The sequence below is a fragment of the Flavobacterium paronense genome, assembly GCF_030409795.1.
In the GTDB taxonomy this organism is placed as follows: Bacteria; Bacteroidota; Bacteroidia; order Flavobacteriales; family Flavobacteriaceae; genus Flavobacterium; species Flavobacterium paronense.
The window spans coordinates 1,812,692-1,836,973 of record NZ_JAUFQN010000019.1; the positions used below are offsets into that span (position 1 = coordinate 1,812,692).

Consider the following 24,282-nt stretch of genomic DNA (forward strand, 5'->3'; position numbering starts at 1 on the left):
AATGCTCAAGTAAAGTATATAAATTATAACTTTGCTTTTTATATAATTAACAAATATGAATAGGTTAAATGACAAATCATTTAAAAAATAATTTTGAAATTGATGCTGTTATTGCATGGGTAGATGGAAATGACGAAAAACACAAAAAAAAACTAGCGCAATACATAGAAGATAAATCATTGCTAAAATCAAAAGGGTTTTTAACTCGATTTAATGAGGTAAACGAAATTGAATATTGCGTCAAATCAATCCGAAAGTTTGCACCGTATATCAGAACAATTTACATTGTCACAGATGAACAAACTCCTTCTTTTCTGAAAGACAATCTTGATAAGTCTGAATTTCATGATATAAAAATTATTGACCACAAAGATATTTTTAAAGGGTATCTAGAATATTTACCAACTTTTAATTGTTATCCTATTGAAACTTTATTATTTAGAATACCAAATCTAGCTGAGCATTTTATTTACTTCAATGACGATATGTTTTTGATAAATGAAACCAAATCAACTGATTTCTTTACCTCAGATGGGTTTCCTATTCTAAGAGGAAAATGGGCAGCTATTGAAAATAGTGGTTTTAAAGATTTTCTAAAATCAATAGGACTCAAAAAGAAAAGAATTTCTAAGATAACTTATAAAAAAGCTCATGAGAATTCGTCTAAAATATTGGGGATTAAAAAATACTTCAAATTAAATCATACACCTTTCCCAATCCGAAAATCAGTTTTTAGTGATTATTTCAGCAAAAATGAAACCATTCTTAGAGATAATATTAGACACCGTTTTAGAGTGCCGACATTCTTTATGGTTCAAGCACATGCAGCTCATTTAGAAATTTTAAATCAAACGTATCTATCAAAAAAAGAGTATAGTTTAGTACACTTTGGCTCAACCGAAAAATCTTTGAGTATAATAAAATGGAAGCTTTTTTGGGGACAAAAGAGATTAAAGAAACTGTTTTTAAACATTCAAAATTTGGATATGTATTCGGAAAAGAAGCTAAATTATATACTCAATTGGTTTAATGACTTATACAAATAAGCTTACCCTAAAAATTAAAAAACTTAATGGATATAAATTCTGAAGTACACAAAGCATTCGAAGTCATACAAAATGGCGGCATCATCCTCTATCCTACTGATACCGTTTGGGGAATTGGCTGTGATGCGACCAATGCTGAAGCAGTGAAAAAGATTTACGCTTTGAAACAACGTGAAGAATCTAAAAGCATGATTGTACTAATGAATGGCGAAAAAATGATGTACAATGTTTTTAAAGAAATACCAGAAAACGCATGGCAAATCCTTGATTTATCGGAGAAACCAACCACTTTAATTTTGGATAATCCACGAAATGTTGCAGCCAATATTATTGCCGATGACAAAACGCTTGGTGTTAGAATAGTCAAAGAACCGTTTTGTTTCAAACTGATGGAACGCATGAAAAAGCCATTGGTTTCAACTTCGGCAAATATCTCAGGAATGTTTACTCCAAAATCTTTCAAAGAAATTAGTCCCGAAATTATAAAAGGTGTCGACTATGTAGTAAATTTGCACCACGAAAAAATTTGCGATAAACCGTCAACGATTATTAAGCTTTCGTTAGATAATCAGGTAAAAATTATTCGCAAGTAACTTATCATACTTAGTGTCAAAAAACTTCAAAATAGCATTAGATAATAAAATCTTTGAAATCATTTCAAAAGCATCTCAAGAACTTAACCTTGAAAGTTATGTGATTGGTGGTTTTGTTCGTGATTATTTGTTGCAGCGCGATTTCAAAAAAGATATTGATATTGTGGCCATTGGCTCCGGAATTGATTTAGCTTTAAAGGTTTCCGAATTATTACCAAACAAACCCAAAGTTCAGGTTTTCAAAAATTATGGAACAGCAATGTTACGCTACAAAGAAATTGACATTGAATTTGTTGGTGCCCGGAAAGAAAGCTATGCTGAACACAGCCGAAATCCAGTTGTAGAAAACGGAACTTTAGAAGACGATCAAAACCGTCGTGATTTTACGATTAATGCGTTGGCTTTTTCTTTGAATTCAACAAATTATGGCGAATTAATTGACCCATTTAATGGTTTGAGTGATTTAGAAAACAAAATCATTAAAACACCTTTAAGTCCAGATATAACTTATTCTGATGATCCTTTACGGATGATGCGTGCGATTCGTTTTTCGACGCAATTAAATTTTGTAATTGAAGAACAATCATTAAAGGCAATAGAAAGAAATAAAGACCGAATCAAGATTATTTCCGGCGAACGAATTGTGGATGAATTGAACAAAATTCTATCCACAGAAAAACCATCGATTGGCTTTTTACATTTATACAAAACCGGACTTTTAGATAGTATTCTTCCCGAATTGACAGCATTGAATAATGTGGAAGAAATTGAAGGACATACTCATAAAAACAATTTTTATCACACACTCGAAGTTGTTGATAATATTTGCCCGAATACCGATGATGTATGGCTTCGTTGGGCAGCTTTATTGCACGATATTGGAAAAGCACCAACCAAAAAATTCAATAAAAAACAAGGTTGGACCTTTCACGGACACGAATTCCTTGGCGGAAAAATGGTAAAGAAAATCTTCGAAAGATTGCACATGCCATTAAATCAAAAAATGAAATTTGTGGCCAAAATGGTAATGCTAAGTTCACGTCCAATAGTACTTTCAGAAGATATAGTTACCGATTCGGCTGTACGTAGATTGGTTTTTGATGCCGGTGAAGATGTTGATAATTTGATGACACTGTGTGAGGCAGATATCACAACTAAAAATCCAACAAAATTTAAAAAGTACCACAACAATTTTGACATTGTTCGACGTAAGATTATTGAAGTAGAAGAGCGTGACCATGTTCGTAATTTTCAGCCACCAATTTCGGGTGAAGAAATTATGGAAATCTTCAATTTAAAACCTTCCAGAGAAATCGGAGTTTTAAAAGAAGCTGTGAAAGAGGCTATTCTAGAAGGTGAAATTCCTAATGAATATCAATCCGCATATGATTTTGTTTTGGCGAAAGCCGAAAAATTAGGCTTAAAAAAAGTAACATAAATTGATATTAGATTAACTATTGTTGAAGACTGAGTTTGATAATCAATAGTTAATTTTGCAAAATAATTTATAGCAATGAAAAAAGACAAAGCCGTAATTTACTGGCTACTTTCAGGTTGTGTTTTAGTGTTTATCATGGTTGTTGTTGGTGGTATTACGCGACTGACCAATTCGGGTTTATCAATGACCGACTGGCATTTGGTTACTGATACTTTGCCACCACTAACCGATGCAAAATGGCAGGAAACTTTCAACGCATATAAACAGTTTCCTGAATACCAAAAAATTAATATTCATAACGATTTCCAACTTGCTGATTATAAATTTATTTATTTCTGGGAATGGTTTCACCGTTTTATCGGTCGTATCATTGGCTTGGCGTTCTTAGCGCCGTTTGTTTATTTTTTAGTTAAAAAAAGAATCGACAAAGGCACATTACATAAATGCTACATCCTATTAGGAATGGGTGCTTTGCAAGGATTCTTTGGTTGGTTTATGGTAAAAAGCGGTTTAGTTGACAATCCAGATGTGAGTCATTTTCGTTTAGCTTTGCACCTCACTTTTGCTTTCATAACCTTTGCCTATACACTTTGGGTAGCGTTGGATTTGATTTATCCCGAAAAGAAATTTGTTGTTGTCGAATTGAAAAAACTAGCTCGAATAACCTTAGTTTTTCTTTTAATCCAGATTATTTATGGCGGATTTGTAGCCGGTTTAAATGCCGGATTACTTCACAATCATTGGCCATTAATGAGCGATGGACAATTCTTCCATGAAAGCATTATTTTAGAAAAAGATTCGTGGTTAGCTAGATTCACTGAAGGTAAAAGTGGTGTTCAGTTTATACACAGAACCATGGCGTATGTTGTGGTTGGATTGATTTTGTTTTTATATTTCAAAAGCAAAAAATATACTTTATCAGCGCAACAACAAAACGGTCTGAATGCCTTGGTGTTAATTGTTTTTTTGCAATTTACATTAGGAGTTTTCACTTTGTTATATAGTGTTCCGCTTTGGTTGGGATTGATTCATCAAATTACCGCTTTCTTTTTATTAACAGCGATGACATTCACACTGCACAGATTATCAAAATAATACGCTTACCCAGACTATATTGTCGCATTTTCTAGTTTACTAACCTTAAATGTCTAAACTTGCTGCCCAGGATAAATTTTTAGATTTATCAGATTACGGAAGGACTTTCGGAAGATTTTTTGCACAACAATTAAAGAATACTCGCTTTACTCCTATTCATGTCACCTTACTTTTTGGGCTTTCAGGTTTAATTGCTATCTATTGCATCCTTACTAAACATTATTTCCTTGCCGGATTTTTTATTGTTTTAAAATCGGGAATTGATGCTGCTGATGGCGAATTGGCCCGACTAAAAAAAACACCTTCTTATTCCGGGAGATACTTAGACAGTGTGTTCGATATCATTTTGAATTTTTTGTTTTTGATGGCGATTTGTTATGTTTCTAAAACCTCGATTTGGTTTACTTTTCTGGCTTTTATAGGTATCCAATTGCAAGGAACTTTATACAATTATTACTATGTGATTTTGAGAACTAAATCGGTTGGTGGTGATTCGACCAGCAAAATATTCGAATACAAAACGCCCAAAGCTTTGCCTGGAGAAAGTCAACAATCAGTCAATATTTTATTTAGAATTTACACCATTGTTTACGGAACATTTGACAAAATCATTCATGCTTTAGACCAACAAGCTTATAAAGTAAAATCTTTCCCAAATTGGTTTATGACTTTGCTTTCTTTGTATGGATTAGGATTTCAGTTATTGATTATTGCAGTGATGTTGCCTTTGGGTTGGATTGAATTTATAGTTCCCTTTTTTATTGCCTATACATTACTACTCTTTGCATTGATTGGGATTAGAAAAGCTATTATCAAATAAAAAAGTCCCGATTACTCAGGACTTTCAGTTTAAACTTTCTTATTTGTTTTTATCGAACAGCCGATAGCTTTTGTTGTCGCAGGTGAAGGATTTTTTCCGCTTTCCAATGCGGCAATAGCGTTTTCAAGATACTTTTCTTTCACAGCAGAAGCATCATCCGAATTATCATCAATGGCACCAATATATTTTACCACCAAATTTTTGTCGAGTAAAAATACATGTGGCGTTTTTGTTGCACCATATTGTGGATAAATCATTTGTCCTTCATCTACTAAATACGGAAAAGAAAAACCCTTGTCTTTAGCTTTTGCCTGCATTAATTCATAGGAATCTTTAGGTTGTACATCAGGATCATTTGGATTTATGGCTAACAGCACATAGCCTTTCGGTTTATATTTTTTAGACAAAGCATTTACTCTATCGTCGTACTTTATAGCAAACGGGCAAGTGTTACAAGTAAACACAACAATAAAACCTTTAGCATCTTTATAATCGGTCATGCTATACATTTTCCCATCAACTGATTTTAGTTTGAAATCGGTTGCTTTGTCTCCGGGTTGATAACCATCCGACACGATACTTTCTCCTATTATAAAGGAAGAAATAAGGGCAAAAACTAGTGGAATAACTCTCATAATAAATTACTTTTTTTGATTAATAAATGTGTTTACGTAGTCGTTAAGTTCATTGAAATTTTCAAATTCACGCTCGGCAAATAACTTTTGATTTCCGCTAAAAATGAATGTCGCCGGAATGGAACCTGACCAATTACCGTCTATTTTGGGAAGCCAAGTATTATAGTCTTTATCGTTTAGCGAAACTACTTGGGCAGTTATTTTTTTTCTTTTGATGAATGGAATGAGTTTCTTTTCGATTTCTTTTTTACTGTCAAGACTTACGAGAATTACCGTTATGTTTTTATTTTCCTGATGCAGTTTTTCAAAATACGGTAACTCTTTTACGCAAGGTGCGCACCATGTTGCCCAAAAATTAACAACATATACCTTGTCATCATTTTTAATAATAGCTTTTTCAAAATCATCAAACTTATCATATACTGCAAGTTCCTGCGCAATCGAAGTTTGAACAAAAACTAAAAAAAAGGATATAAGTAAAAATTGTTTCATGGAAAAAGTTAAGCCAAACGAAATTACTAACTTAACATCACGGTTGTAAACTACTTAACAAAAATTTACAATTACTTTAACGGATAATCTTTTTTATTGTGTTGATTATTTATTAAAATACTTTTAGCAAAAAATAATTCATAAAAATCCGCAAAGTCAGGAGACTTTGCGGAGCTATATTACTAAAGACTTGCTATTACTGCAAACTCTTTAAACTTTGCTCTATCGTGGCAATCTTTGCCAAAGCATCAGCTTCTTTTTTACGCTCTATTTCTAAAACTTTTTCAGGCGCACCACCAACAAACTTCTCATTAGCTAATTTGCCTTGAACACTTCTAAGGAAACCTTGAGTATATTTTAATTCTTCTGTCAACTTTGCAATCTCAGCAGCAATATCAATATTGCCTGAAACCGGAATAAAATATTCATTAGATTTTACTCTGTATGTTAAAGCACCATCAACTTTCTCTGTAATATATTCTAGAGAAACAATGTTGCCTAACTTCATAATAACGCTGTCAAAATAAGTCGAAACCTTTTCGTTGTTTACCACTTTTAAATCGATAGCGTCTTTCATTGCAATATTCTTCTCTTTACGGATTGTTCTCAAACCAGCAATAACTTCTGACGTAAATTCGAAATCAGCGATTAGCTTTTCGTTAAACGAAGTTACTTTTGGATACTCCGCAATAATCAAGGCTTCTTCCGGAGTTCTAACTGCAATATATTGCCAAATTTCTTCGGTTAAGAATGGCATAAACGGATGCAATAACTTGAGATTTGCTTCCAACATTTCAATAGCTTTGTTGAATGTCGCTCTGTCTATGGGTTGTTGGTAGGAAGGTTTTATCATTTCCAAAAACCATGAACAGAAATCATCCCAGACTAATTTGTAGATTGCCATCAATGCATCAGATAATCTGTATTTCTCGAAATGATCTTCGATTTCTACTAGTGTTTGCTGCAATTTTGATTCATACCATTCAATAGCAACTTTAGAGCTTTCCGGTTGAGGAATATCTACAACTTCCCAACCTTTGATTAATCTAAAGGCATTCCATATTTTGTTGGCAAATGCTTTTCCGTTGTTGCACAATTCTTCATCAAACATGATATCGTTTCCTGCTGAGGCGCTCAAAAGCAATCCAACACGAACGCCATCGGCACCAAATTTTTCAATAAGTCCTAATGGTTCTGGAGAATTACCTAACGATTTTGACATTTTTCGTCTTTGCTTATCACGTACTAAACCTGTTAAGTATACATTTGAAAACGGCTTTTGTCCAGTATATTCATAACCTGCAATTATCATTCGGGCAACCCAGAAGAATAAAATATCCGGACCAGTAACCAAATCATTCGTTGGATAATAGTATTTGAAATCTTCGTTTTCCGGTTCCATGATTCCACCAAAAACAGCCATTGGCCATAGCCATGAGGAGAACCAAGTGTCTAGTGCGTCAGCGTCCTGTGTGAGGTTGCTGGTTGTCAGTTGTGGGTTGTGGGTTTTCGTTTTAGCTAATTCTAGTGCGTCTTGAATATTTTCAGCAACTACAAAATCTTCTTTTCCGTCCCCATAGAAATAGGCCGGAATTTGTTGTCCCCACCATAATTGACGGGAAATATTCCAATCGCGTATGTTTTCCAACCAATGACGATAGGTGTTATCAAATCGCGAAGGATATAATTTAATTTCTTTGGTTTCCAACACCGCTTTGATGGCAGGTTTTACCAATTCTTCCATACTCAAAAACCATTGGTCTGATAAGCGTGGTTCGATTACTGCTTTGGTTCTTTCAGAAGTTCCTACTTTGTTTAAATAGTTTTCTGTTTTAGCTAAAGCTCCGATAGTTTCTAGTTCTTTAACAATTTCCTCACGTACTATGAATCGGTCTTTTCCTTGGTAATGCAATCCATATGAATTTAAAGAGGCATCTTCGTTGAAGATATCAATAATTTCAAGGTTGTGTTTTTCACCTAAGGTTTTATCATTCATATCGTGAGCTGGAGTTACCTTCAAACAGCCTGTCCCGAATTCAACATCAACATAGTCATCTTCAATAATTGGAATAACTCTGCCACATATTGGTACAATCGCTTTTTTTCCTTTCAGATGAGTGAAACGTTCGTCATTTGGGTTGATACAAATAGCAGTATCTCCGAAAATAGTTTCCGGACGCGTAGTTGCAACTGTTAAGAAATCTGAAGTTCCTTCGATTTGATATTTTAAAAAGTATAATTTACCTTGTCTTTCTTCGAAGATTACTTCTTCGTCAGATAATGTTGTTTTGGCTTCCGGATCCCAGTTTACCATTCGGTAACCGCGATAGATATAGCCTTTGTTGTATAAATCTACGAACGAACGAATTACAGATGCTGACATATCAGGATCCATTGTGAATTTGGTTCTGTCCCAATCGCAGGAACAACCTAATTGTTTTAATTGTTCTAAGATAGTTCCACCATATTTATCGGTCCAGGCATAAGCATGTACCAAAAATTCTTCACGGGTTAAGTCATTTTTGTTGATACCTTCGCTTTTCAATTTCGCAACAACTTTAGCTTCAGTAGCAATAGAAGCGTGATCTGTTCCCGGAACCCAACAAGCGTTGAAACCTTTTAACCTCGCACGTCGAATTAAAACATCCTGAATAGTGTTATTTAACATATGTCCCATGTGCAAGACTCCGGTCACGTTTGGTGGCGGTATTGTTATAGTATATGGCTTTCTATGGTCGGGTTTGGAATGAAAATAGTTGTTTTTCATCCAGTAGTCGTACCATTTTTTTTCTACGGCGGAGGCGTTAAACTGGGCGGGAATCATATATAGATTGTTAGACTTCTTAGATTGTTAGATTTTTAGATTACAAAAGTGCGATACTTTTTTTATTTAGCCCCGATGGTAGAAGCTACCTTGTAGCTCGGACAGCGGGATAATGGATTACTGATAAATCCCAAGCCTTTCGCTTCTAAACCTTCTGGCATGCCTTTTGTAAACTGACTGCAAAAGTAATTAATAAAGACTTTAGAAAAAATTAAGAATTAAATTTTTGTGTATTAATTTAAACAAGGTAAATTTACGAACCAATTAAAACATTTGACCGATGAAAAAATATATACTTCTAGCCGTACTTTTGATGAACGCTGCCCTTTTTGCACAAAAAGGCGCAAGAATTGAGTTCAAGGATAAAGACAATACTATTGATTATGGAACTGTAAATAAGGATGATGACAGCGGTCTTCGTACTTTTGAGTTTACCAATACTGGCGATGAACCTCTAATTATTACTAATGTGCAATCAACTTGCGGTTGTACGGTTCCATCAAAACCAACTGAACCAATTGCTCCTGGAAAAACCGGAAAAATTGATGTAAAATACAATATGCACACCGGACCAATCAGAAAAACGATTACCGTAGAAAGTAATGCGGTGAATGTGGAAGAAGGCCGAGTTGCTATAAAAATAAAAGGTGAAGTTATTGAGAAACCCGTTGTGAATCTCTTAGAGAAAAAGAAAACTAGCCCTATGATGCAATAAAAAAAGCGTCTTGTTCTAAAAACAAGACGCTTTTTTTATATAATTTTTTTGAGTTGAAATTCGAATTTATACGTTTTATTATCTCTTTCAATTTCTATTTCGATTGTTTTACCTTCTTCTGATCTTAACAATTCATTTATCATTTCGATAGTATAACCGTGCGCTATTTGATGGTTTATTTTTAGGATTCTATCACCAACTTTGAGTCCGGACTTTTCGGCTTCAGAACCAACTCTAACACTTGCAATTTTGAAAATTGGTTTTAATTCGAAATGGACTTTCAAATTATTTTGAACTCTTTCTTCACTGGCATCTGTATAAATCTTAATTCCTTGTGCAGACCTATCGTCGAATGTTTCTTTTACCCATTCAAGTCCGGCATGCTCAATTTCAATTCCACTCATATTAAAATTGAATGGTGATTTTATTTTGTTGTTGGGTTTGGTATAGATTGCACCATTTAAATAATCAAACACAATTGTAAATCTCGAAATGATTTCACTTCCAACAGAACCAATTCTATTTGGAACAAAATTAACGCTTTTTACTGATGACGAATCGGGGAAAGTTACTAAAGGAAAATTGAAGGTTTTTTTACCAAACTCAAAGCTGTTCAATCTGGCTCTTTTCCCAAATACATTTCCGCTAAACCCTCTACCTAAATAGTCTTGAATATTTTTTTCAGGTAATTTAATTTTATCCGTTTTATTTGTAAAAACCCAAACAGCATCACTGTTTCCAGTATCTAGCAATAATTTTGACGGAATTGCTTCTTCACCAGATTTAATAGTTGCAATATAATAGGGTTTCTTATCTTCAACCGTTATGAATTCTTTGATAAATTTCTTTTGAAATCTATTATTGATATTTTTATAGCTATGATCATAGACAATAATTTTTTTTCTATCATAATTAATCTCAACAATATGCTTTCTAAAAAAGTTGTAACCAATAATTCCGTTTACCGGAATTCCAACTTGGGAAGAAAAATTAAACTCTTGGTCAAGAACTATATAAATTTCATGATTATAATCAACAAAATCTTTTATTGCAACTTTATTTTTAGAAGACTTATACGAATCAACGGCATCCTTACTCCCTAATCCTTTTAGTTTTAATTTCTCTACATCAAATAGTTTAACTTCATCTTTATCGTCCAAGCTAAAAAGTATGGTTTGTTCAACACCAGTATCTAATAAAAAAGTTAACTCTTCACCATTTATGGTTACTGGAATAAAAATTAGATTATTAATAAGTTTAAAAGGAATAACAACTTTCTTTTTTAAATTATTTATTTGAAATTCAGATTGGCTAAAACCATAAACAGAAAAAAACAGAAAAAAAAATAGCAGTTTTAAACGCATTACAAATGATTTTATATAAAAATAAAAAATAATTGTCTGCTAATTGTATTTTTAACAAATTATATATAACCTTCCGAATTGTATACCACTGAAAAAAGTCGCAAATTTGCAGTTCAAAATAAAAAAATCATGCCAAAAATATCATTGAAAGGTCAAAAAATGCCTGAGTCACCAATTAGAAAATTGGTTCCTTACGCTGAAATTGCTAAAAAGAAAGGCCATAAAGTTTATCATTTAAACATTGGTCAACCTGATATTAAAACACCTGATGTTGCACTAAATGCAGTAAAAAACAACGATATTAAAGTTTTAGAATACAGCCATTCAGCTGGTTTTGAAAGTTATAGAACTAAGCTTTCCGCCTATTATAAATCACATGAATTGCCAATTGATATTGCCGATATCATCATTACAACTGGTGGCTCAGAAGCCTTATTGTTTGCCATGGGCAGTACTATGGATGTGGATGATGAAATTATTATTCCCGAACCTTTTTATGCTAATTACAATGGCTTTTCAACTGCTTCTGGAGTAAAAGTGGTTCCCGTTATTTCAACTATTGATGAAGGTTTTGCCTTGCCTCCAATAGCCGCTTTTGAAAAATTAATCACGCCAAAAACAAAAGCCATATTAATTTGCAATCCCGGAAATCCAACAGGTTATTTATATTCAAAAGAGGAAATTTTGCAATTGGCAGAAATCGTTAAAAAGCACGACTTATTTCTAATTGCTGATGAAGTGTACAGAGAATTTATCTATGATGAAAACGATAAACATTTTTCGGTAATGAATGTTCCAGGTTTAGAAGAAAATGCCATTATGATTGATTCTGTCTCCAAAAGATACAGCATGTGTGGCGCCCGAATTGGATGTATTGTTTCTAAAAACAAAGAAGTAATGGCAACAGCTATGAAGTTTGCACAAGCCAGGTTGAGTCCGCCAACCTATGCTCAAATTGCCAGCGAAGCAGCCTTAGATACCCCACAAAGTTATTTTGATGATGTAATTAAAGAGTACAAAGAAAGAAGAGATGCATTGATTGCAGAATTACAAAAAATTGAAGGTGTAAAAGTAGCCACGCCTAAAGGAGCTTTTTATTGCATCGCTAAACTACCGGTTAAAAATGCTGATAATTTTGCCCAATGGCTCTTAGAGTCTTACGAAAATAATAAAGAAACCGTAATGGTCGCTCCGGCAGCAGGTTTTTATTCTACACCCAATGTTGGTTTAGATGAAGTCCGAATTGCGTATGTGCTTAAAAAAGAAGATTTAATTCGTTCAGTAGCCATTCTAAAAGAGGCCTTAAAGGTTTATAATCAAAAATAAATATTCCAAACCCAATATAAATCCTGCCTTTAGCGGGATTTTATATTTTTAGGAGCACGACCTTCCTGCTTCTTTACACCACTGCTCCCGCTATCCGCGCTACATGCCTGCCGGCAGGCAGGGTAGCTAGCTCCTATCGGGGCTATTGGGACTTATGTCTTCCTTTTGAACTCTAACAAAATTCATACGTACAAGCCAAACAGTTTGTACGTATGAATTGATTAATTGGTAAGCATGAATTGATTGGTTTGTACGTATGAATTGATTGACTCATACGTATGAATTAATTGATTACTGTTTATGCAGCTTCAAAGAGGTATTCAGGACATAAAAAAACCCCGACTTATAATCGGGGCTTTATATTTAAAACTGAAGTTTACCGCTTCAAAGTAAAGTGCGCCTTAAACTGTTTAGCCGACAGATTCTCATTATAATCAACCGTAAACCAATAGTCATCAGACGGCATTAAATGACCATTAAATGTTCCATCCCAACCTAGTCCGGTTGAACTGATTTGTTTCAACAGTTTACCATAACGGTCAAAGATGTAAATCCTAGCGTTAGGTTGTCCACCCAATCCAACAATATTCCATGTATCGTGTATACCATCGCCATTTGGAGTGAAATAATGGGGGTAATCTATAATTTGCACATCATTTATGATAAGCTCTTCACAACTATAGGCCACACCACCTTCGGTATCCCAAACATGGATAATGTGGGTGCCTAAACTAACATTCTCAAACACATTGCTCGCCTGTCTTGGTCCATCATCCAAACTGTACTCATACGTGCCATAACCGTCAATTAACACGGTAATAATTTGAGAAGCACTAAAAGCATTAGTCACCGTATATCCTATAGTACCAACCGGTATAACAGCCTGCCCTGATTGTATCACCTGAAAGCTAGCCGAGGTTGTATCACAAGCTAATAGACTGTTACTCGTCACATGAACTGTGTAATCTCTTGTGGCTCCTGCTGCCGCTGCAGTGTCTACTGTATACGTTGCTCCTGTTCCAATAACGGTAGTTGGAGCGCCTGCCTCAAACCATTCAAAGGTATAATTACCAGGTATCGCCATTCCGCTATCTAATAGCAGTGGTCTTTCCACTACATTCGTATTAAAGTCTACACAAATAGTATTCACTCCATTATCCGTATTGATTATCGGATTAGGGTAACGCTCTACTTTGATGTCTATCGTGGTTATAGCATAACATAAAGGTGTAATCAAATTACTGCTGTTCTCTACCTTAACCCATATCGTATCTGTATCTGGGTCGGTTTCATACGCTTGTGCTTCTGCCAGTGTTAAGGCATTGGTTCCTGCTATGGCATCGGCCTGAGTAGTATAATAACTCAGTATAAATACAGTCGGATTTTGTCCGTTTAGTATCGCGGTAGCGTAAGTAGTTAAATCAATAAGCTCAACGCCGTCGTAAGGGTCAGCATAACTATCACACTGATTAAATAGTTGTGGTCCTGTAGCTGTCGCATACGCCTCTACTGCCAATGGTAAGATTCCTGTATTCACACAACCTGTGGCATTGTTAACCACTCTTATGTAGATGTTTTGTGCGTTTGGCGTTACATTGGTGTAGCTACTTGGTAGTGGAGTCTCTCCCGTATTGGTTAATGGATTAGCACCTACTGCCGTTAGGTAATAGCTTATCGTATAATTTGCTGGTGCTTGGGTAGCGCCAAGTACAGCCTGTGCCAGTAATGGATTTGTCAAATCAAATACGGAGATACCATCGGCATTGTCATCACAGGCTCTGTAAGGAGCCAGTGGTTGCACTACGATTGGCAATGGATTTACTGTTAATGGTTGTTCTACCAGTACGTAACAGTTATTACCCAGGTAGTCTACTCTATTGTTCTCTACTCTAATCCAAACGTTAGTACCCACTAATGCTGCTGTAGGGGTGAGGATTTCATTCTGTGGTACTGCCGCATCCGCTTGTGTAGCATAATAATGTAGTGTTACATTCGGGTCTCCATTGGCAATATATGCTGCGTTGGTGGTCAAATCAAATAGCTCTAACATATCCCCCGGATTGGTATCATCACATTTAGGTGCCAAAGGTCTTGGATTAGTATTAGGTGTTGGGATTGGCAATACTCTAATATCCAAAGTGGTAATGCTTTTACAGCCTACCGTTGTGGTAACTACTACGCCTAAAGTTTGTACTGCTGGAGGAACATTAATATACGCCAAAGCGTTTGCAGCGGAGATAGCATTGGTATTATTTTGTGCATCCAATAAACTTGGATAATACGTTACCGCATAGCCTGTTCCCTGGTTGATTTGGGTGTCTCTAACTGTTAAATTAAACGCATGGTGCTGATCATTTGGATTGGCATCATCATCACACAAACTAAGCGGTGCCGGTGTAGTGAGTAACAATGGCGTATTAATGGCTAATTGGAATGAACCGATATTGTAACAATGGGTCGTATTGTTTTCTACCCTAACCCATATTACATCTAAATTAGTACCAATATAGTTAGCGGCAGGAATAATTGGGAATGCTCCGCCTTGTGCTAATAATTGTGTGGTGTAATAGGTAACGGTATAGTTGGTTGCAGCTAACGTTTGCTGTGCTAAAACAGCGGCTGTTTGTTGGGTTAAATCTATTGCCGTACGCGCATCCTGAGGATTGCTGTCCTGATCACATACGGTGATAGTGTTCAGGTTTATTGGTGCAATCGGACTTGGGTCGGCATTCAACTCTATTGGTAGGATGCTATAGCAACCTGTAGCATTATCCTGTGCCCGTACGAATAAAATTTGTACAAACGGGTCAATACTAAAGTAAGGTACTGTTGTATTAATAGGGTTGGCTCCTGAATTCGCATCGGGTAACGTCTCATGGATAGTCAGGGTATACGTGGCGATGCCGTTTAACAATCCCGGTAATAAACTCGCCAAATCAAAATTGGCATAACCATCCTGATCTTCATCACAAACAGTATAAGGCTGTGTTGGCGGAATTAGTGTTGGTAAGGGCTCTACCCGGATGTCCATTGTAGAGATAACATAACAACCTGTCAGTCGGTTTGTAACCCGAATCCCTAAAGTCTGAACATAAACCGGAACATTGGTATACTGCAAATTAATAATCACATTCGTATCATTCTGCGCATCCAATAAACTTGGATAAAACGTAACATCCATGCCTGTTTGTCCTAATAATATCGGAGCTATTTGCGAAGCTAAATCAAAAGTTTCAAATCCTGTTAAACCTGTGGTATCACACAATGAGTATTGTGGGTAGTTTGGCTGGGTAGCTTGTGGTAATGGGTTAACAATTAATTGCAACGGTACTATATCATAACAACCCGTAGCGATAATTTCTACACGAACATAAATCGTTTCGGTGTCAATAATACCATTGGTGTAACTCGTAGTGTTGGTAATATTACCTGTTCCCAATTCGGCTGCAGCCTGAGAAGTGTAAAATGTTACTGAATGGGTCAACGGATTCAATGAACCTAATACCTCCTGAATTCTTGTAGTCAAATCAAAAGTCTCATAGCCTACAGCTCCAGTGTAATCACACAACTCATAAGCATCCGGCTCGGTGGCTACCGGAGTGGGATTAACAACAAGTTGAAGTTGTACAATTTCATAACAAGAGGTTACTGTAGATTCAACCCGTACATAAATCAATTGCGAATTTAATTGAATACTAGGATAACTTGCTGGATTTGGTATAGTTGTTCCGTTTAAAGTGGCATCATCTATGGTTTCATGAAAAGAAACATTATAAGGGTTTCCTCCAGTTATTGAATTAGTCGCTAGGGTTAAATCAAAAGTCTCATAACCATCATTATTAGGATCACAAATTTGTAATGGCAAAGGAGTTTGATTTACAACTACATCATTAATAATGGTATTTATAATAAAGTTTGCGGGATTAGACACACAATTTGCAGGAATCTGATTCGATACAATACTGTGATTTCCGGGAGCCAGATTATTGAAAATTGGACTAGATTGATAAGGTAAACCGTCTAATGAATATTGGAAATTCGCACCTATTGGATTGGTTACAGTTACAGTATTTGAATTACAAGATTCTACAATACTTAGCGTTGGAACTACTGGAACGATAACTTGAATTTGAATAGTAGCTGAATTAGCACATTGACCAACATTTGGTAAAAAAGTATACGTTGTTGTAATAGTATTATTAAGTGCTGGACTCCAAGAACCAGAAATACCATTTAATGATGTTGTTGGTAAAGGTGCTAAAACTGCCCCTGAACATATAGGAGATACAGTATTAAAAGTAGGAACTACTATAGGCAATACTTGTATTTGTAAAGTTTTAGAAGTAGCACACTGGCCCGCAGTAGGCGTAAATGTATACGTTGTAGTAGCAGTATTATTAAGTGCCGGCGACCAAACTCCAGTTATAGCATTTAAAGATGTCGTTGGCAAAGCTGATAGTGTCTGACCTGAACAGATTGGTGCAACAGCATTAAAAGTTGGTACTATATTAGGATTAACAACTATTTGCAAAGTTGTTGTCAAAGCACATTGACCAATAGCTGGTGTAAAAGTATAAGTAGTTGTAGCAGTATTATTTAATGCCGGAGACCAGCTTCCGTTAATTCCATTATTAGATGTCGTTGGCAAAGGTGATAATGTCTGACCTGAACAAATAGGAGCAACTGCAGTAAATGTTGGAGTTATAGTATTCCCATTAACTGTAATTGTTAAAGTTTTAGTAAGGGCACACTGTCCAGAATTAGGTGCAAAAGTATAGGTGGTAGTAGTCGTATTATTCAACGCAGGTGACCAAGTCCCTAAAATTCCATTCAAAGAAGTTGTTGGCAAAGGTAATAATGTCTGACCTGAACAAATTGGAGCAACTGCGGTAAATGTTGGAATAATAGTATTACCGTTAACCGTAATTGTTAAAGTTGCAGTAGTGGCACATTGTCCTGCACTTGGTGTGAAAGTATAGAGTGTTGTTGCTGTATTATTTAATGCTGGTGACCATGTTCCGGTTATTCCATTATTAGAGGTAGTTGGTAATGGTGCCAATGTTTGTCCAGTACAAATTGGAGTAATCGCAGTAAAGGTTGGAGTAACATTTGGATTAACAACTATTTGCATAGTGGTATTCTGTGCACATAAACCAGCAGTTGGTGTAAATGTATAAGTTGTTGTAGTTGTATTATTTAATGCTGGTGACCAAGTTCCCGTTATTCCGTTTAATGAAGTTGTTGGCAAAGCAGATAAAGTCTGTCCGGAACAAATTGATCCAACCGCGGTAAATGTTGGAATAACATTTGGATTAACTACAATCTGCAAAGTCGTTGTCGCTGCACATTGTCCGGTAGCTGGTGTAAAAGTATAAGTTGTAGTAGTTGTATTATTCAGTGCGGGTGACCACGTTCCTGTTATTGCATTTAAAGAAGTGGTTGGCAAAGCAGTTAAAGTCTGACCTGAACAAATGGGTGCAACAGCAGTAAATGTTGGAGTGACTGGTGTCAAGCAACTTGCATAACAAGTTCTGGTTAAACTCGGTGCACAAACCCCATTCCAAGTGATTGTTAAAGTAACAGCCTGACCTTGAGTTACACCCGTTACAATATAACTTGAAGGTGAAAATGGGATAACACCTGTTACTGGTGGGCCACCAGCTATTGTGTAACTATAGGTAAAACTATTTTGTCCAATACTATTAAAATCAAATCCAACTTGAGTTGAATTTGTAGTAGGTCCATCACAAAACATGACTGGTGCTGCAGTCGGTGGAACTGGAACCGGATTTATTACTGCTGCGAGGACTGGAGATATACAGCCCGAAACTGAATCTTTAACTGTAACACTATAATTCCCAGGTGATAAATTAGAAAATGTTGGACTTGCCTGATAGGTAGTTCCATCTATGCTGTAAACTAAATTTGCTCCCAAAGGAGATGTGATTACTATAGAGCCGGTAGATACTGTACAGGTGGGCTGTGTGATTGTAACAATTGGAGTCGAAGGTTGGTTTGGAATTACAACATTTACCGTAGTTGAACTTGAACATCCTGAAAGTGGGTCTAAAACAGTAACTGTATAAGTACCTGAAACAGTTGCTGTACTAGGATTAGGAGAGTTTACGGGAAGACTTGGACCATTCCAAGTAATGGTAACACCTATATTTGTTGAATTTCCAGTAAGTTTAACAGTACAATTAGCTTGACTTAATGTTGAAGCAGAAACATTCGGTGCAGCAGCAGCAGCATTGATAGTTACATTTGTGGCTGTAGATGTACAACCTGTAGCAATATTTCTTACAGTTACAGGATAAGTATTTGGCGTTAATCCACTAAATGTTGGACTTGCTTGATAAGTTACACCATTAATACTGTAATTATAATTAGCCCCAAGCGGCAAACTGACAACAATTGTTCCTGTTGGTATAGTACATGATGGTTGCACGGTTGCAGTTGCAGTTGGAGCAACAATTGTAGGAACTGGATTTACAGTTAATGCAATTGGGTTTGATACACATCCTGATATCAAATCTCTGATTGTTACATTATAAGTATTAGGTGCTAATCCGGTAAATGTTGGACTTGATTGATAAGTTGTTCCATTTACACTATATTCATAAACAGACATTTGGTAGCTTCCAACATCAGTGTAATCCTCTGGATCAAATGAAGTCCAGTCAGCAGGATTCCATACTAAACTTGGATGTGGTGCTTGTACATTCCTTCTATAAGTATAACCCGGTGAATTAGCAGGAGTAAATACTGTTCCTGTAGTGTCACCCCATAAATCAATAACAACATCGGCACTATTGGATAATCTAATATTATCATTATTGTTTATACCTCCACATGAAGCAAAAACTAAATTAGGTGTAATATTTCCAAGATTTGTTGCACTCCCAACTGCAACAACTACTACTGCATTATTCAAAAGAGTTCCTGATAATGCAAAATCGCAATTTGTTGAAGGAGTTCCATTTCCGTTATTAAATATTTTAAGCTTATAATTGGCTAAATTAACACTAGATCCCGTGCCATTATATATTTCTATATAAGTTAATGAACCTGAATCAGCATCTGTTACTTCAGAAATAAATAATTCACTAGGAGCCGGGAAAGGAGTGTTTAAAGGACTAGTAAAAACAATTGTTCCTGTTGGAACAGTACAAGTTGGCTGTTGTGTTACACTTACTAAAGGTACAGGAATAGGACAAGGTAAAGATGTACTTGAAACACATGTTGCATTAGAAGCTGTATAACATCCAGTGCCAATTGGTGTAACAAATATTTTAACCGAATCATTCGGATTTAATCCATTAACTGTATAAGTTGTTGATGTAATACTTGCTGGATTGATAATAAGACCACCATTTATTGAATAAGAAATGGCATAACCCGTTGTACCTGCTAAAGCAGCCCAATTGAATGTTACTGAGGTTGATGTAGCAGTTCCACAAGTAATTACAGGTGATGTAGATGAATTTACCGTTACAGTAATTGTCTTTGATAAATTACAAAATGAATTCGTGGTGAGAGCAATATCGTCTAGGGTAAAATCATTACCTCCTGCGGCCACAACACTGTCAAATAGTTGAATTTGTGCCAAAGTACTGGCGCCCGAATTCCAAACATAGGAATATTGTGTCCAACCACAAACTGTTGCTGAAGCACTACCACTTCCTATTACTGTTCCGTTAATTACTGTTCTTATGATAGCAGGACTTCCTGCTGATACTGTTTGCACCCAATAGGAAAATGTATAATTCTGACCTGGATTAACAGTTACATTTTGCCCCCAAACCAGATCGTTTCCACCATTTGTTGTTGACCCATCAACAACCATCATTTGACCTGTTCCTGATGTATGATCAACACACGCAGCTGAAAATCCTACTTCCCAACTATTAGCGTTTGTTACTATACCATAAGCCTTTTGAACAAAGCCAGCATTTGATGGAGTGAAGTAACTATAACTTGAAGTAAAGCCCACGTTACCACTCGAAAAATTGCCATTTGCAATTAAATTAATAGTTGTAGTAATACTTGGAGTTACTGTATAGACAGTGGTTTGTGTTGGGGTAACAGTTGGATTAGGACTTGGTGTAATTAAAGTAGGATCCGCTGGAGCTGCAGTCCAATTATATGGACCAACGCCGCCACTTACTGTCAAGGTAGTTGAATCACCTAGACAAATCGCTACATTACCACTGGTTACTATATCAGTTGGTTCAGTTATAACAATATTAGGTTGCGAAACTGTTGTACCAGCACTGTCTGTAACAGAAACAGAATAAGTTCCGGGCGGAAGTCCTGTAAAGAAACCTGTTGGATTAGTTTGAGGAGTTATCGGCCCAGTTAAATTATAACTAACATAGGGCAAAACGCCATTGCTTGCTGCAGCTGTAATAGTTCCGGTATTTCCATTTGGACAAGAAGAATTACTGGAGGTATATGCTAAAGACAATGGAATCAATGGTGCAGTAACCGACATATCATCTATTGCAAAATCATTACCAACAAAACTCTTATTATTATCATACAATTTAATATTAACACAATTACTCGTTGGCACAAAAGTGTAAACAACTTGTTGCCAACCTGATGCTGGTAAAGGTGCTAAAGTATTACCTGAAACTAATGTTATCGAAGATGCATTAAGTATTTGAACACGAATATCTGCTTGAGTAGCAACATTTGTAACAGTTGTTGCTATTGATTTCACCCAATAACTAAAGGTATAAGTCCCACCAATTATCATTCCGCAAACACCACTACCACCAGTTCCTGCATCCCAAAAATTTTGTTGCCCAGCAGTCGTGTTGCCATCAAAAACCAACATATATCCAGTACCACTAGTATGATCACCTCCACTTATAAAAGAAGTTGTATTTACGGGTTGTGGGTCTTTCGTAATAGCAAAGTTACCTGAAGCGGTGGTGCCAGAAAAAGGAGGTGTTAATTGTGTATATGCGGCTGCATTAACAAAATATCCTATAACAGTACCTGTTTCAAAACCTCCATTATTTAAAAGATTTTGAGAATTTCCATGGCAGGAAATTAAAATTACTATTAGGACTAGTAGTTTTTTTAATAGATGAGTAATCATATTCATTTTAAAATAACTTTTAAGTAGGTCATTAACATATTTTTGGGATTTGTTTAAAAAACAAAAGTCAAATATATTGATTTAAATAACAGCTTAGTATTTTTTTAACGAAATTGACCTATAAAAAAACTCAACAAATGGGATTTTTTAGCGTTATTTTTTAGTCTTTCTTCTATCTCTTTCTATCTTTAACAGATTTAACTCCCTACTCGTCTGTCCGGCTACTGAAGTATTCTCTTCTGCCCTTCTAATCAAATATGGCATCACATCTCTAACTGGACCAAAAGGTAAATATTTAGCAACATTATAGCCATATTCTGCCAAGTTATAACTGATATTATCACTCATTCCATATAATTGTCCGAACCAAATTCGTTCATCATTTTTAGAAATGCCTTTAGCCTGCATCATTTCTATCAATTTATAGGAACTTGATTCGTTATGAGTTCCAGCAAAAATGGACATGCAATCTAAATTATCCATCATATAGTCCATTGTCGCATCATAATTTCTATCAGTGGCTTCTTTACTGTCGCAGATTGGTGACGGATATCCCATTTCTTCGGCACGTTTATTTTCTTTTTCCATGTAAGCACCTCGGACTATTTTCATTCCAATAAAAAAGTCTTCAGCTTTGGCTTGCTCATGTAATTTTTTTAAAAAATCTAATCTATCCCAACGATATAATTGCAGCGTATTGAAAACAACCGCTTTCTTTTTGTTATACTTTCGCATCATTTCGGTAACCAAATCATCTGCAGCGTCTTGCATCCAGCTTTCTTCTCCATCAATTAAAAGCGCAACGTCTTTTTCATGAGCTGTTTTACAAATCAATTCGAATCGAGCCACTACTCTATCCCATTCCTTTTTTTCTTCTACAGAAAGTGGTTTCTTTTCGCCTATTTTTGTGTATAAATCAAATCGACCTAATCCTGTAGGTTTGAAAACGGCAAACGGAATCGCTTTTTTTTCTTTCGCAAATTCAACCGTTTTTAATGTCATTGCTAAGGCGGCATCAAACTGTTCTTCTTCTTCTTTTCCTTCCACCGAATAATCCAAAACAGAGGAAACTCCCTTTTCAAACATTTTATCAACTACAGAAAGACAATCTTCTTCTGTAGTGCCGCCACAAAAATGATCAAATACGGTTGCTCTAATCAAACTTTCTACTGGCAAATGCGCCTTTAAAGCAAAGTTAGTAACCGCAGTTCCTATTCGGACTAAAGGTTCATTGTCAATCATTTTAAACAAAAAATAAGCTCTATCTAATTCGGTATCTGTTTTGAGCGCAAAGGCAACTTGAGTGTTGTTGAATATTTTGTCCATTTAATATAAAATGCAAGGTATAATTAGTAATAGCACAAATATAATTAGAATTTGATAGTTTCTATTTTGAAAATGCTATTCTTTTTATCATTCCGTTAAAAATGAAAAAGTGAAAAGGCAACATACTATACCAATATAATCTGCCAAAAATTCCGATGGGTCTGAAGGTTGCTATTTGATGTAAAACATTATTTTCGTCAACCCTAAATTCGAGCCATGCTTCGCCCGGAATTCGCATTTCTGCATAAAGTAATAATCGTTTATTTTCTTTGTCGGCCAAAATTACACGCCAAAAATCAAGTGAATCACCATTGTCTAAATGCGTTGGACTTGTTCGGCCACGGCGTAAACCAACACCGCCAAAGAGTTTGTCAACAAATCCTCTCAGCTGCCACATCCAATTGCCATAATACCACCCTTTATCGCCGCCAATCGACCAAATATTTTCGATAACCTGAATTGGATTCGTGATTTTAATTTTCTTGCTATCTTTTAAACAACCAAAATTGGGTATCTGAATGTAATTGGATAAATTGTTTTTAATACGACCGCTGGCTAAACTATCTTTCCAACTTGAAATCACTAGGTTTTGCTCAATTTTTTCAAAAGCCAATTTAATAGCATCTACATAAGAAATTGATTTTATGTTAAGCATTTTTTGAAGTCGATTATCTTTACAAACTACTTCCACTTTCATACTGTCAACTAGATTAATCGCTAATTTATAGGATGTTGAAGTCACAAAATACAGCCAATAAGAAGATAGTTTTGGTGTCATAATCGGAACGGTAATTATGCCCAATTTGATTCCGCGGGTTTTAGCATACAATTGCATCATTTGCTTGTACGTGATAATATTTGGCCCACCAATATCGAAAGATTGATTAAAACACTCATCGTTGTTTTGTACTCCAATTAAATACTGAATAACATCCCGAATGGCGATGGGCTGCGTCTTGGTGAGCACCCATTTTGGGGTTATCATTATGGGCAATTTTTCACATAAATCGCGAATTATTTCGAAAGAAGAACTGCCAGAACCTACAATAATTCCGGCTTTTAAAACGGTCAGATTATGTACGCCGCCATACAATATTTTCTCCACACTGTTTCTGGAAAGCATGTGTTTAGATAAATTTGGATCATTGACAATACCACTTAAATATATGACTTGCTTGCTATTCATATATTCAGAATATTGATTAAAATGATTAGCCGTTATTGCTTCCATTTTATCAAAAGATTCTGTAGAACTGGACATAGAATGAATTAAAAAGTAAGCGATATCAATATTCGTTGGACAATTTTCAAAAGTAACTTCTTCTAAAAAATCTACTTCCCAAATGGTAATTAATGAAAGTGTGTAAGCATCCAATCCCAATCTATTTTTATCGCGGACCGCACAAACAATTTCGTGACCTTGATTTAAAAGTTCTGGCAGTAAACGTCTTCCAACATAACCATTTGCACCAGTTAATAGAATTTTCATTTTCTTAAAT

General features: G+C 35.6%; 14 protein-coding genes. 7 read left to right on the forward strand and 7 right to left on the reverse strand.

Translation table 11 applies throughout. The annotated features are described in order from the left end of the window. Positions 1-68 precede the first annotated feature (68 nt). The 5 genes from QWY90_RS09355 (at position 69) to QWY90_RS09375 (ending at position 4,992) form a co-directional block, all read left to right on the forward strand. Positions 69-1,046, forward strand: coding sequence for a stealth family protein (locus QWY90_RS09355; protein WP_290285624.1), 978 nt, complete (start codon positions 69-71; stop codon positions 1,044-1,046). 26 nt (positions 1,047-1,072) lie between these two features. Beyond that, positions 1,073-1,639 carry an L-threonylcarbamoyladenylate synthase gene (locus QWY90_RS09360; RefSeq protein ID WP_290285625.1) on the forward strand — a complete coding sequence of 189 codons (567 nt, stop codon included), beginning with the start codon at positions 1,073-1,075 and terminating at the stop codon, positions 1,637-1,639. Positions 1,640-1,652: 13 nt separating this feature from the next. Next, entirely contained in the window at positions 1,653-3,077 is a 1,425-nt protein-coding gene (locus QWY90_RS09365) for a CCA tRNA nucleotidyltransferase (protein WP_290285626.1), read from the forward strand. 75 nt (positions 3,078-3,152) lie between these two features. After that, positions 3,153-4,172, forward strand: a complete 1,020-nt coding sequence (locus QWY90_RS09370; protein ID WP_290285627.1) for a COX15/CtaA family protein — start codon at positions 3,153-3,155, stop codon at positions 4,170-4,172. Positions 4,173-4,221: 49 nt separating this feature from the next. Beyond that, positions 4,222-4,992, forward strand: coding sequence for a CDP-alcohol phosphatidyltransferase family protein (locus QWY90_RS09375; RefSeq protein ID WP_290285628.1), 771 nt, complete (start codon positions 4,222-4,224; stop codon positions 4,990-4,992). Between the two features lie 29 nt (positions 4,993-5,021). Here the strand turns inward: QWY90_RS09375 and QWY90_RS09380 are convergent, their stop codons facing one another. The 3 genes from QWY90_RS09380 to QWY90_RS09390 all read right to left on the reverse strand — a co-directional run bounded on the left by QWY90_RS09380 (position 5,022) and on the right by QWY90_RS09390 (position 8,943). Next, the gene (locus QWY90_RS09380; protein ID WP_290285629.1) at positions 5,022-5,627 is read right to left on the reverse strand and encodes a thioredoxin family protein; all 606 of its coding nucleotides are present in this window, start codon (positions 5,625-5,627) and stop codon (positions 5,022-5,024) included. Between the two features lie 6 nt (positions 5,628-5,633). Beyond that, the gene (locus tag QWY90_RS09385; RefSeq protein ID WP_290285630.1) at positions 5,634-6,119 is read right to left on the reverse strand and encodes a TlpA family protein disulfide reductase; all 486 of its coding nucleotides are present in this window, start codon (positions 6,117-6,119) and stop codon (positions 5,634-5,636) included. 196 nt (positions 6,120-6,315) lie between these two features. Next, positions 6,316-8,943 (reverse strand): valine--tRNA ligase, encoded by a 2,628-nt coding sequence (locus tag QWY90_RS09390; RefSeq protein ID WP_290285631.1) that lies wholly within the window; start codon positions 8,941-8,943, stop codon positions 6,316-6,318. Between the two features lie 280 nt (positions 8,944-9,223). On the opposite strand from QWY90_RS09390, the gene QWY90_RS09395 reads away from it, so the two are divergent. After that, positions 9,224-9,658, forward strand: a complete 435-nt coding sequence (locus tag QWY90_RS09395) for a DUF1573 domain-containing protein (protein ID WP_290285633.1) — start codon at positions 9,224-9,226, stop codon at positions 9,656-9,658. 35 nt (positions 9,659-9,693) lie between these two features. Here QWY90_RS09395 and QWY90_RS09400 read toward each other — a convergent pair whose 3' ends face one another. Then, positions 9,694-11,022, reverse strand: coding sequence for an aspartyl protease family protein (locus QWY90_RS09400; protein ID WP_290285634.1), 1,329 nt, complete (start codon positions 11,020-11,022; stop codon positions 9,694-9,696). 129 nt (positions 11,023-11,151) lie between these two features. Here QWY90_RS09400 and QWY90_RS09405 point away from each other — a divergent pair, with 129 nt between their 5' ends. After that, a complete protein-coding gene (locus QWY90_RS09405; protein ID WP_290285636.1) occupies positions 11,152-12,348 on the forward strand; it encodes a pyridoxal phosphate-dependent aminotransferase in 1,197 nt (398 codons plus the stop codon). Positions 12,349-12,724: 376 nt separating this feature from the next. Here QWY90_RS09405 and QWY90_RS09410 read toward each other — a convergent pair whose 3' ends face one another. The 3 genes from QWY90_RS09410 to QWY90_RS09420 all read right to left on the reverse strand — a co-directional run bounded on the left by QWY90_RS09410 (position 12,725) and on the right by QWY90_RS09420 (position 24,272). Then, positions 12,725-21,457: an FIDD domain-containing protein gene (locus QWY90_RS09410; RefSeq protein WP_290285637.1), complete on the reverse strand. Its 8,733-nt coding sequence runs from the start codon at positions 21,455-21,457 to the stop codon at positions 12,725-12,727. 153 nt (positions 21,458-21,610) lie between these two features. Then, positions 21,611-22,783, reverse strand: a complete 1,173-nt coding sequence (locus QWY90_RS09415) for a proline dehydrogenase family protein (RefSeq protein ID WP_290285638.1) — start codon at positions 22,781-22,783, stop codon at positions 21,611-21,613. A gap of 61 nt (positions 22,784-22,844) precedes the next feature. Beyond that, positions 22,845-24,272, reverse strand: a complete 1,428-nt coding sequence (locus QWY90_RS09420) for an SDR family oxidoreductase (protein WP_290285639.1) — start codon at positions 24,270-24,272, stop codon at positions 22,845-22,847. Positions 24,273-24,282: the final 10 nt, after the last annotated feature.